We start from the raw sequence: 12106 nt of genomic DNA on the forward strand, positions 1-12106 counted from the left end.
TTACTCCACTATAATTAAGTAATTATTCTTTTTACCTTTTCCCAACAACACAAAAGTACCGTTGATTAAGTCTTCTTTGGTCAAAATATAATCTTCTTTTACCTTACTTTTATTCACCGAAATGGCATTTCCTTTTAACTCTCTTCTCGCCTCTCCGTTCGATTTTAAAAATCCAGTCTTGGCTGAAAGGGCATCAATAATGCCAACACCTGCTTCCATGTCAGCTTTTGAAATAGTCGCTTGAGGAACTCCTTCGAAAATGGATAACATTTGTTTGCTATTTAATTTTCTCAAGTCATCACCCGTTGAACGACCAAATAAGATATTTGTCGCTGCAATTGCAGTATCCAATTCTTCTTGACCGTGAACCATTTTGGTCACTTCTTCCGCTAACCTTTTCTGTAATAATCTTAAATGAGGTGCTTCTAAATGCTCCTTTTCAACCGCTTCAATTTCAGCTTTTGTCAAAAATGTAAAGGTTCTAATAAACCTCGGTGCATCTTCATCCGTTGCATTTAACCAGTATTGGTAAAACTCGTATGGAGAAGTTTTATCAGCAGTTAACCAAATGGCACCACCAGCAGTTTTTCCAAATTTTGTTCCATCTGCCTTAGTCATTAAAGGACAAGTAAAAGCAAAACCTTCACCCTTACCTATTCTACGCACCAATTCGGTACCCGTTGTAATATTCCCCCATTGGTCGCTACCACCCATTTGTAGTTTGCAACCCATGCTTTGGTATAAATGTAAATAATCGTAACCTTGAATTAATTGGTAAGAAAATTCTGTAAATGAAATACCTGTTTCAATACGTTTTTTTACAGAATCCTTTGCGCTCATGTAGTTTACTGTAATGTGTTTACCAACATCACGGATAAATTCTAAAAATGAAATTCCTTTCATCCAGTCGTAATTATTCACCATGGTCGCACCGTTTTCGGTATCGTCAAAGTCTAAAAAACGAGACAATACCCCTTGAACACCAGCAATATTTTTAGCCAAAGTCGCTTCATCCAATAAGTTCCGTTCATCCGATTTCCCTGAAGGATCTCCTACCATTCCTGTTGCACCACCTACTAAAGCAATTGGTCGGTGACCAGCATTTTGCATGTGTTTCAACATCATAATTGGAATCAATGAACCAATGTGCAATGAATCGGCTGTTGGATCAAATCCAATATAACCAGTTACTACTTCTTTGGCTAATAATTCCTCCGTTCCGGGCATAATGTCTTGCAACATTCCCCTCCATCTTAACTCTTCTACAAAATTTACAGGCATTTCTATCTTCTTATTTAAGGGCATAAAGTTACAGAAAGTTGACTGTTTTTAATAGAAATGATGCAAAATAATAAAAGGAGCCATTTTTAGGGAAGCGAAGCAGTAGCTAGAAAAAATTATAGTGTCTGATGAAAAAGTGGCATACAAATCCAAATGCAGCTATTTTCTTTCTAAACCATTTTAAAAGTTTTTCCAATAATGCACATCAAAAAAAACAAAACACTATCTTTGCCTTCACAAATTCACAACCATGTACAGAACGCACAACTGTGGCGAATTACGCGCCGAAAATATAGGACAAAAAGTAACTTTATCTGCTTGGGTACAAACCATCAGAGATAAAGGAAATATTACTTGGATTGACTTACGCGATCGTTACGGAATCACGCAAGTAGTAGCGGAACACGGTGTAGTAAGTGATGCAGTAATTGCTGACATTAAAAAACTAGGACGTGAATTTGTGGTTCAAATTGAAGGAGAAATCATTGAACGTCACTCAAAAAACCCTGAAATGTTAACGGGTGACATTGAGTTGAAGGCCGAGAAAATCACTTTATTGAACGCGTCTAAAACGCCACCATTTACCATTGAAGATGAGACGGATGGCGGAGAAGAAATTCGTGCAAAATACCGTTACTTGGATTTGAGAAGAAACCCAGTAAAAGAAAAATTACAATTGCGTCACAAGGTATCCTTGGAGACGAGAAAATATTTAGATACGGTTGATTTCATGGAGGTGGAAACGCCTTATTTAATCAAATCGACACCCGAAGGTGCGCGTGATTTTGTAGTGCCAAGTAGAATGAACCCAGGTGAATTTTATGCTTTACCGCAGTCGCCTCAAACCTTTAAACAATTATTAATGGTGAGTGGTTACGACCGTTACTACCAAATAGTAAAATGTTTTAGAGATGAAGATTTACGTGCCGACCGTCAACCTGAGTTTACACAAATTGATTGCGAAATGGCATTTGTGGAACAAGAAGATGTATTGAACACATTTGAAGGCTTAATCAAGCACTTATTTGAAACTTGTAGAGACCATAAATTTGAAGGGAATTTCCCGAGAATGACTTACGCTGAAGCCTTAGAAAAATATGGTTCTGATAAGCCAGATATTCGTTTCGGAATGGAATTTTGCAATATGACTGACATTGTAAAAGGACAAGGTTTTGGCATTTTTGATGAAGCGGAAACAGTATTGGCCATTAATGCGGAACAATGCGCGGTTTATACACGTAAACAAATCGATAAAGTAACAGACTGGGTAAAACGTCCACAAGTTGGTGCCAAAGGCATGATTTATATGCGTGTGAACGAAGACGGTACTTTTAAAAGTAGTGTCGATAAATTTTACGACCAAACACAATTGGCAAAATGGGCCGAAGCGACCAATGCGAAGCCAGGCGATTTAATTTTATTATTGTCAGGTGACGACTTAAAAGTGCGCAGTCAAATGAATGATTTGCGTTTGCATATGGGAGATGAATTAGGATTGAGAAACCCTAATGTATTTGCACCATTATGGGTATTGGACTTTCCATTATTAGAATGGGATGAGGATACGGCACGTTACCATGCCATGCACCACCCATTTACCTCTCCAAAACCAGAAGATATGCACTTAATAGATACCGAACCAGGTAAAGTAAGAGCAAATGCTTACGATTTAGCCATGAATGGTGTTGAATTAGGTGGAGGATCTATTAGAATTCACAACAAGGAATTACAAGCAAGAATGTTTGAATTACTTGGGTTTTCAGACGAAGAAGCAAAAGCGCAATTTGGCTTTTTAATGAACGCTTTTGAATATGGTGCTCCTCCACACGGTGGATTGGCATTCGGTTTTGATAGATTAGTTGCTACTATGGGTGGATCAGATTCTATTAGAGATTACATTGCGTTCCCTAAAAACAATTCAGGCCGTGATGTCATGATTGACTCACCTGCACCATTAGCAGCCGACCAACTAAACGAATTGAGTTTGGATGTGAAAAAGACCGAAAAGCCTGCTTAAGCAATGCGATAGATAGCTTATATTTTATTGGATTAAATTTATCGTTAATGTTTTTGAAGCATTCTTTACGGTAAAATTACAATCTGTAAAATCGGGTTCACTAATGGTTGGTTTAAAGTTTCTGCTAAAGCCATATGGTTCTAATGGGTAACCTATCCAATTTTTGTCCATTTGGTCATTATCATTCACGTCGTGATACATGGCAATAGCATAATTTCCATTTGGCACTGAAAAAGTAACATAGGCAGTATTGCCAGTAATTTTAACTGATTTTCGTTGTAGTTGTTTATCACTTTTCGGAAACCCCTCACTGGTATAAATATTAACATAAGCAGTCCCTTTTTCAGCGACAATATTTTTTAAATAAACCTTTACCAAATGGTTTTCGGCCGACTTAAAACTACTGCCTAAAAATATCGTGGATAAGCATAAAATGATAATACTTCTTTTCATAAATCAGTGTATTCTTTCTTTAATCAAACGTAATAATACCTCCAATTATTTAAAGAACAAGTATAAAATAAGTTAAAACATTCCATTTACACTCTTTTTTTTACCCCACAATAAAAACAGAACATCCCATTATCCAAAGCCTTACTCATTTATTAAATATTGCAGCGCTACAATTTAAACCAGGACTATAAATTCGATAATTTTTCAATTAAAAAAATATTTTATTGGGCCTCATTCCTGCTTTCCGCGTTAGTTTGTTGTGGTAAAAAGTTAGCTTAGCATGCCGCAAGCGCTCCTCTGTCGCGTTGCTTCAAGACAAAGCTACATTCCTTTTCACCCCAAAAAAGCTGCTGCTACAATCAGGGGCAAAATAAGAATCCAATAATCGACCTCATTTATCTACCATGAATTTATTTACCACGGTAAATAATTAGATTGTTTTACTATCTTTGTCCCCATAAAATATAATTAACTATGAAAGCAATTAAAATTACACGTTACGTTTCAACAGGTCTATTAAGCGCATTATTATTAATGAGTGCAGGAATGTACATTTTTAAAAACGCCGATATTACTGAATTATTTAGTGCTTTAGGTTATCCAACCTATATCATTTATCCATTAGCGGTAGCAAAAATATTAGCAGTAATAGCAATTTGGGCACCAAAAATGCCAACATTAAAAGAATGGGCATATTCCGCACTTTTCTTTGAATTTCTATTGGCAATTTCCGCACATTTAAATGTAAATGATGGAGAGTTTGGTGGAGCGGTAATGGCTCTAATTTTATTGATCTTATCCTATTTTACTTACAAAAAATTGAACGCATAATACCATGAAAAAAATAATAACAATAGGGGCTAGTACAAGTAAAAATTCCATCAACAAAACATTTGCAAAATACGTTGCAAGCCTAATTAATGAAATTGAAATCATCCAAATAGACATCAGTAACTTTAATGATGTACCCATCTTTTCGGTAGACTATGAAAAGGAAAATAAAACACCAGAAGAAATTGAATTATTAAATTCTCTGTTCAAAGATGTAGACGGTTTTATTATTTCTCATGCCGAACATAATGGATCCTTTGCAGCAGGGTATAAAAATATTATCGATTGGATTTCTAGACAAGAGGGAAAAATATTTAACGACAAGCCCATGCTGTTATTAAGTACTTCTCCTGGTGCACGTGGTGGCGCATCCGTTTTAAATCAGGCCATATCACTCTACCCACATTGGGGGGCAAAATTAACTGGACAAATGTCCTTGCCGACTTTTCAACAAAACTTTGAAAATGATGAACTAACGAATCCAACTTTAAAGACTCAACTTTTAAAGGAAATTAGTAATTTTGAAGCTGCTTTGAAAACTGATTAATCATGGGAGATTTTGCCAAAGAAATACAATCTACTTTTAAAAACGAATGGACGAAAGCCGGACTTAACATAAAGTTCACTGCTAATTGGCTCAATCAACACAGTGATAAAATATTTAAGCCTTATGGTATTTCAAATCAGCAATACAATGTACTTCGCATTTTAAGAGGTGCAAAAAAACCCATTACAGTGTCGGACATTAAAAGCAGGATGATTGAGAAGTCGCCAAACACCACGCGATTAATGGACAAACTGTGCGATAAAAAACTAATTGCAAGAACCCGATCAGAAAACGACCGGAGGATTGTTTATAGCGAAATCACTGGAACTGGTTTAAACATGCTTTCTGAAATTGACATTATAATTAAGGATTTTGAAAGTATAGAAAAAATTACAGAAGCGGAAGCTAAAGAGCTCAATAGGATTTTAGACAAGTTGAGATAAGTCAGTTTCATTAAGGAAAAATATTGTATTTTTGAATTATCGAAAAAGTGATTCAATATTTTTCAGTCCTCTTCATAGGACTATTCTGCCTGACCGTAATTGGTCCTCTTGTGACTGTTGGCAATTTTTACGCTAACCAAGCAGCAATTGAAAAAGCTTATTGTGAAAATAAAGACAAACCAGCACTTCATTGTAATGGTCACTGTTATTTAAAAAAGGAGTTAAAAAAATTAAATCCTACTGAAGAGCAAGAATTTCCCAACGAAATTAAAGTTCCAATATTATTACCCATTGCATTTGAACGCATCATGGCTATTGATTTTTCACTAATTGAACTTCAAACCAAAGCAAAGCTTTTTAAGCAATACATCAACGAATACGAATTTTTAGGATCTGAATACATTCTAGATCCTCCCGAAATACTTTTCATTTAACACAGTACACAATCAAATTTTATTACAAGGTTTAACAAACAACCTTTGATGATTTGTGTGCGTTCTATAATTGACTGGAGACAAATTATGTTTCCATTATAAAGAATCTGTGCGCATTATTCTAGCACTAAATTACATCAAATAAAAATTTTGGCTAAGCCATATAAAAAACTAAATAAAATGAAAAATATATTCATGTTCGCAACTATTGCGCTTTTATCAACTTCAATTGTATCCTGTAATAAAGACAAAGAAAACCCAACAATTGTTGTGTCTACACCTGAAAATCACACAACTTTTAAATGGGGTGAAGAAGTACATGTTGAAGCTACTTTTACGGATGATACTGAATTAAAAAGTTATAAAGTATTTGTAGGTGATGCTGACGGAAACCACAACCACGATATAGGATTTATGGAAGAGGGAACAACAACGGAAACTTCTTATGAATTTCACGAGCACTTTATGATACCTGATAGTGTTGCATCTATGGCTTACATTTACTTTGAAGTAACGGATGCAGAAGAAAAAACAACTACTGAACAAGTAATGATACACTTTGAAGAGTAATGGCCATGAAAATACATACACTTATTAAAATCTTACCGATTTTTATACTTTTATTGAGTAGCTGTAAAAAGTTGAAAGAAAAAAAACTAGCAACGCTTAAAGTTAATTTTCAAACGGAGTTAAATCAAAACAATTTTGACTTAACAGGTCGATTTGCGGATGCGCAAAACAGACAAATTCAGCTTGAACTTGTAAAATTTTATTTATCGGATCTTATTTTTGTCAATGACAAAGGGGAAGAAGTCCCGACGGATGAAATCGTTCTTATTGAACTAGACATGAATGGTAAGGCTTCATTTGAGACAAAAATTGAAGCAGGAACATATACTGCTTTCAAATTTGGTGTAGGTGTACCCAAAGCATTAAACGAATCTGACCCGAGTATTTTTGCGGATGCTGACCATCCATTAAACTCAACGAATAACACGTATTGGGGAATGAATAGTATGTATCGGTTTGTAATGATTGATGGCAGATTCTTTGATGAAAACGACGTTTTTGTTGGCACATTTTCCTACCATACAGGTAGAAATGAATCTTATAGAAATGTGGAACTAGTTAAAACCATGACTTTTGATAAAAAAGCAAACCATGAAGAAACAATCTTTATAGACGTTGCTAAAATATTGGAAGGTAGCGGTGGTAACTTAGACATTGAAGAACATTCAAACTACCACGGTAACACCGAAGATTTTTATTTATCAGAGCAACTGAGTGATAATTTTCAACAAGTGTTTAGATTTAAAAATTAACCTAATTAAAAACGGTTCTTCAAAAAGAAGGACCGTTTTTTAATGTGTAAAATCAGTATTTAATAAAACTCCTATCAGTTTTTACCCCCTTATTTTTCGTAGCTTTAACTAAAACAACTACATGAAAAACAAGGGTGAATTAAGCTTACACTTTTTAGGTGGCGCAGGAACAGTAACCGGATCAAAAACATTAATTACCACTAAAGAGGATTCAAAAGTGTTGGTAGATTGTGGACTTTTTCAAGGGTTAAAGAAATTAAGAACCTTAAACCGACAAGACTTACCCGTTCATGCAGCTGAAATTGAAGCACTTATTTTAACACATGCCCATTTGGACCATTCTGGTTATATTCCAGCACTGGTGAAAAATGGTTTTAAAGGGAAAATTCATTGTACCCAACCAACAAGAGACTTAACAGAAATCATACTTTTAGATTCTGCCAAAATTCAAGAAGAAGACGCAGAAAGAGCAAATAAATACGGTTACGGAAAACATGAAAAATGTGAACCCCTTTACACCCAGAAAGATGCTGCTTTGGCTTTGCAGCATTTTGTAGTACATGACTATAGCGAATGGGTGATTTTAACGCCAAGCGTGAAGTTTCAGATGCACAATGCCGGTCATATCATTGGTTCCGCTATCGTTGAAGTAAAAGCAGACAATAAAACCATTGTCTTCTCTGGGGATATTGGTCGAAAAGATCCTATGCTCATGTATCCTCCTAAAAAAATAAAACATGCCGACTACATTATCATTGAGTCTACCTATGGAGACCGAATTCATGAAAAAGTAGATGAGAAAGCCGCATTATTAAAAATAATTAACGACACTTTTAAACGCAAAGGAATATTAATGATTCCTGCATTTGCCGTTGAACGAACCCAAGAATTAATTTACTTATTACACGCCCTTAGTAAAGAAAACCTTTTACCCAATATGCCCATTTACTTAGACTCTCCAATGGCAGTTAGGACTTCTATCGTATTTGATAAGTTTCACCAATTACAAGACATTTCTAAACAGGAAGCAGACCATATGTATGACAATATTAAATTTGTCCCTGATTATAAATTTAGCCAAGTACTGGTAGCGGATAAAAAACCGAAAATTATTATTGCAGGCAGCGGAATGCTAGAAGGAGGTAGAATGTTACACTATCTAAACGCACACGGAGAAAATCCGAACAACACGATACTATTTGTCGGTTTTCAAGCAGAAGGCACAAGGGGTAGAGATCTATTAACAGGCAATAAAAGCATCAAGTTTTTTGGAGACTATCATGCAATTAATTGTCATATTGAAAACATCACTTCCATGTCTTCTCACGGCGATAAAAATGATTTATTAAATTGGTTATCTAATTTTAAAGAAGCACCGAAAACTATCTTTTTAAATCACGGAGAACCCCACCAAACAAATGCTTTTAGAGTCTGGATAGAAACCAAGTTAAAATGGCAAGTTAAAATACCTGTTTTAAATGAAAAGGTAATTTTGGATTGACACTTTATCACCAATTACCATCACACCCAATCTTTTGGACTTTGTAGTACTTGCTCTAATTCCGCCTCCCTTGATCCGGGTTGTGGGTGAAAATCGTATTTCCATTGCACAACAGGCGGTAAGCTCATCAATATACTCTCAATTCTCCCATTCGTTTTTAAACCAAACAAAGTTCCCCTATCGTGAACTAAATTAAATTCTACATAACGCCCTCTTCTCACTTCTTGCCAATCTTTTTCCTTAGCGGTATACGTCAATGCTTTTCTTTTTTCCGCAATTGGGACATAAGAATTTAAAAAACTGTCGCCAACAGTTGTCACAAAATTATACCAAGCTTCTAATGAAAAATCTGCTGTTGGTTGTAAGTAATCAAAAAACAATCCTCCAACTCCTCTCGCTTCATTTCTATGGGCATTCCAAAAGTAAGTATCACACTGTTTTTTATATTTAGCATGAAAATCAGGATGGTGCGGATCACAAGCATCTTTACAAACTTGGTGAAAATGAACCGCATCTTCGTCAAACAAATAATAAGGTGTTAAATCTTGTCCGCCACCAAACCATTGTTTTACTACTTTACCTTCGGCATCATACATTTCAAAATAGCGCCAATTTGCATGAACTGTAGGCACCATAGGACTTTTTGGATGCAATACTAAACTCAAGCCACAAGCAAAAAAATTAGCCTCACTCACCCCAAACTGCTTTTGCATGGCTTCTGGTAATTTTCCAAATACTTTTGAAATATTTACCCCACCTTTTTCAAAAACAGCACCATTTTCAATCACCCTAGTTCTACCGCCACCACCTTCAGCTCTCTCCCATAAATCTTCTTGAAACTTAGCCTTACCGTCTACTTTTTCTAATCCAGAAACGATTGTATCTTGTAAATTCAAAATGTAATTATAAAATTGCTCTTTCATGGTATCACGATTAATTTTGCTTGTATTCTTTTACAGCATCAATAAATGCTTTGGCGTTTTCTAAAGGAATATTTGGTAAAATCCCATGCCCTAAATTCACAATATATTTGTCTTTTCCAAAACGGTCGATCATACTCGTTACCATTTTTTTAATCTCAGCAGGTGGTGAAAATAATCTTGTTGGATCAAAATTACCTTGTAAAGTAATATTACTTCCAGCAAACTTTCTAGCATTCTCAGGTGTAATCGTCCAATCAACCCCTAAAGCGGCAGCGCCTGACTGACTCATTTCCTCCAAAGCAAACCAACATCCTTTTCCAAACGCAATTACTGGTGCTTCACTTTTTAAAGCATCTATAATTTGTTGAATATAGTGCCAGGAAAAAGTTTGGTAATCTTCTGGTGACAACATACCACCCCATGAATCAAAAATTTGCACTGCATCCACTCCAGCCTTCACCTTTTCTCTTAAATAAGCTATGGTGGTATCGGTAATCCTTTGCAACAACATGTGCGCCGCAATGGGGTTAGTAAAACAAAATTCTTTGGCCTTGTCAAAGTTTTTTGAACCTTGCCCTTGAACACAGTAACATAAAATAGTCCAAGGTGAACCCGCGAAACCAATCAATGGCACCTCATCATTCAATTTCTCCTTAGTCATTTTAATGGCTTCCATCACATAGCCAAGCGACTCGTGAATATCCGGTACAACAACATGGTCTAAATCTTTTAAAGTTCTTATCGGATTTGGCAGCCAAGGTCCTACCCCAGGTTTCATTTCAACATGAATATTCATGGCTTGTGGTATCACCAAAATATCGCAAAATAATATGGCGACATCCATGCCAAACCTTCTAATGGGTTGCACTGTAATTTCAGATGCTAATTCAGGAGTTTGACAACGGGTGAAAAAGTCATATTTCTCTTTCAACGCCATAAATTCAGGTAAATATCTACCTGCTTGACGCATCATCCACACTGGTGGCCTGTCTACTGTTTCTCCTTTTAATGCGCGTAAGAATAAATCGTTTTTAATGCTCATGTCTTTTTGCTTAATTATTTTTCATTTCACTTACTTTTTCCATTGCTTTATCAATGGCAAGAGCAGTCTGTTTTAAATCTTTTTTGGTTAATGTGGTACTTAAAAACCAGGCTTCAAATTGTGCTGGAGGAATGGAAACTCCTTGACGTAGTAATTCCCAGAAAAAAGTGGCAAACTCCTTTACATTGGAACTTTGTGCTGTTTCAAAATCAACCACGGTTTGTTCAGTAAAAAATGCATTAATCATAGAACCAAAACGATTCACTGTCACCTTAACATGGTGCTTTTTTGCAGCCTTTAGTAGCATGTTCTCTATTTGAGCTGCAGTTTCATTAAACCCTTCATATGGATTTGCTTTTTTTAGCTCACTTAACGTTGCAATTCCAGCCGCCATTGCGATTGGATTTCCAGAAAGCGTTCCCGCTTGATACATACCACCCAAAGGAGCAACCATTTGCATGATTTCTTCTCTTGCGCCATATGCACCTACCGGCATTCCGCCACCAATTACTTTGCCCAAACAAATTATATCAGCATGTAGACCCAACAATTCATAAGCCCCACCAAAATGCGACCTAAAGCCAGCCATTACCTCATCTGCTATAATTAATACTTGGTATTTTCGAGCTAATTTATTTAAGCCTTTAATAAATGCTTTACTCGGCACTACTGTCCCCATATTTCCGGCAACTGGTTCAATAATAATAGCTGCTACATTGTCTGATTCCTCTAAATGTTGGGCCACACTTTCTAAGTCGTTATACTTTGCAATTAAAGTATTTTTAACGGCATCTTTTGGTACCCCTTTACTACCTGGCATACTTAAAGTTGCCAAACCAGAACCTGCAGCCACCAGTAAGGCATCTGAATGCCCATGGTAACAGCCAGAAAATTTAATGATTTCATCTTTTTCTGTAAATGCTCTTGCCAAACGAATGGCACTCAACACGGCCTCGGTACCAGAATTTACAAACCGTACCTTGTCCATTTCAGGAAAGGCATCACATACAATTTTTGCCAATTCAATTTCTCCAGCAGTACTTGCTCCAAAAGAAAATCCTTTATCCACTGCAGTTTTAACCGCTTTGATAACTTTTTTATTTCCATGTCCTAAAATCATTGGACCATAAGAAAGCACATAATCCACATAAGTATTGTGGTCCACATCTTGAATTCTACTTTTATGGGCACTTTCCATAAATATTGGATTCCCGCCCACCGAACTAAAAGCACGAACTGGAGAATTTACCGCCCCAACTAAGTGTTTTAATCCTTTTTTATATAATTTTTTAGATTGATTTGTTTTCATTTT

13 protein-coding genes are annotated in these 12106 nt (G+C 35.9%); 8 read left to right on the forward strand and 5 right to left on the reverse strand.

Translation table 11 applies throughout. From position 1 onward, the window contains the following. Window positions 1-1281, reverse strand: a complete 1281-nt coding sequence (gene tyrS, locus DNU06_RS02800) for a tyrosine--tRNA ligase (protein WP_111061676.1) — start codon at window positions 1279-1281, stop codon at window positions 1-3. A gap of 250 nt (window positions 1282-1531) precedes the next feature. Between tyrS and aspS the strand changes: the two genes are divergently transcribed. Next, entirely contained in the window at window positions 1532-3298 is a 1767-nt protein-coding gene (gene aspS / locus DNU06_RS02805; RefSeq protein ID WP_111061677.1) for an aspartate--tRNA ligase, read from the forward strand. 24 nt (window positions 3299-3322) lie between these two features. On the opposite strand, the gene DNU06_RS02810 is transcribed toward aspS, so the two are convergent. Further along, window positions 3323-3751, reverse strand: a complete 429-nt coding sequence (locus DNU06_RS02810; RefSeq protein WP_111061678.1) for a DUF2141 domain-containing protein — start codon at window positions 3749-3751, stop codon at window positions 3323-3325. A gap of 474 nt (window positions 3752-4225) precedes the next feature. Between DNU06_RS02810 and DNU06_RS02815 the strand changes: the two genes are divergently transcribed. From DNU06_RS02815 to DNU06_RS02845, 7 genes are all read left to right on the forward strand, one after another. Continuing rightward, window positions 4226-4582, forward strand: coding sequence for a DoxX family protein (locus DNU06_RS02815; protein ID WP_111061679.1), 357 nt, complete (start codon window positions 4226-4228; stop codon window positions 4580-4582). Between the two features lie 4 nt (window positions 4583-4586). Continuing rightward, window positions 4587-5129: an NADPH-dependent FMN reductase gene (locus DNU06_RS02820; RefSeq protein WP_111061680.1), complete on the forward strand. Its 543-nt coding sequence runs from the start codon at window positions 4587-4589 to the stop codon at window positions 5127-5129. A gap of 2 nt (window positions 5130-5131) precedes the next feature. After that, window positions 5132-5572 carry a MarR family winged helix-turn-helix transcriptional regulator gene (locus DNU06_RS02825; RefSeq protein WP_111061681.1) on the forward strand — a complete coding sequence of 147 codons (441 nt, stop codon included), beginning with the start codon at window positions 5132-5134 and terminating at the stop codon, window positions 5570-5572. A 47-nt stretch (window positions 5573-5619) separates the two neighbouring features. Next, entirely contained in the window at window positions 5620-6006 is a 387-nt protein-coding gene (locus DNU06_RS02830) for a hypothetical protein (RefSeq protein WP_146239130.1), read from the forward strand. A 180-nt stretch (window positions 6007-6186) separates the two neighbouring features. Further along, window positions 6187-6576 (forward strand): DUF4625 domain-containing protein, encoded by a 390-nt coding sequence (locus DNU06_RS02835; RefSeq protein WP_111061683.1) that lies wholly within the window; start codon window positions 6187-6189, stop codon window positions 6574-6576. 5 nt (window positions 6577-6581) lie between these two features. Then, window positions 6582-7328 carry an MbnP family protein gene (locus DNU06_RS02840; protein ID WP_146239131.1) on the forward strand — a complete coding sequence of 249 codons (747 nt, stop codon included), beginning with the start codon at window positions 6582-6584 and terminating at the stop codon, window positions 7326-7328. A gap of 121 nt (window positions 7329-7449) precedes the next feature. Further along, window positions 7450-8829 carry an MBL fold metallo-hydrolase RNA specificity domain-containing protein gene (locus tag DNU06_RS02845; RefSeq protein WP_111061685.1) on the forward strand — a complete coding sequence of 460 codons (1380 nt, stop codon included), beginning with the start codon at window positions 7450-7452 and terminating at the stop codon, window positions 8827-8829. A gap of 20 nt (window positions 8830-8849) precedes the next feature. Here the strand turns inward: DNU06_RS02845 and hemF are convergent, their stop codons facing one another. From hemF to hemL, 3 genes are read right to left on the reverse strand one after another with little or no spacing between them, the layout of a single operon-like run. Continuing rightward, window positions 8850-9752, reverse strand: a complete 903-nt coding sequence (gene hemF, locus DNU06_RS02850; RefSeq protein WP_111061686.1) for an oxygen-dependent coproporphyrinogen oxidase — start codon at window positions 9750-9752, stop codon at window positions 8850-8852. 10 nt (window positions 9753-9762) lie between these two features. After that, on the reverse strand, window positions 9763-10794 hold the full coding sequence (gene hemE, locus DNU06_RS02855; RefSeq protein WP_111061687.1) for a uroporphyrinogen decarboxylase: 1032 nt from the start codon (window positions 10792-10794) through the stop codon (window positions 9763-9765). A 10-nt stretch (window positions 10795-10804) separates the two neighbouring features. After that, window positions 10805-12103 carry a glutamate-1-semialdehyde 2,1-aminomutase gene (gene hemL / locus DNU06_RS02860; RefSeq protein WP_111061688.1) on the reverse strand — a complete coding sequence of 433 codons (1299 nt, stop codon included), beginning with the start codon at window positions 12101-12103 and terminating at the stop codon, window positions 10805-10807. Window positions 12104-12106: the final 3 nt, after the last annotated feature.

This window comes from Putridiphycobacter roseus (assembly GCF_003234935.1).
GTDB lineage: Bacteria > Bacteroidota > Bacteroidia > Flavobacteriales_D > Crocinitomicaceae > Putridiphycobacter > Putridiphycobacter roseus.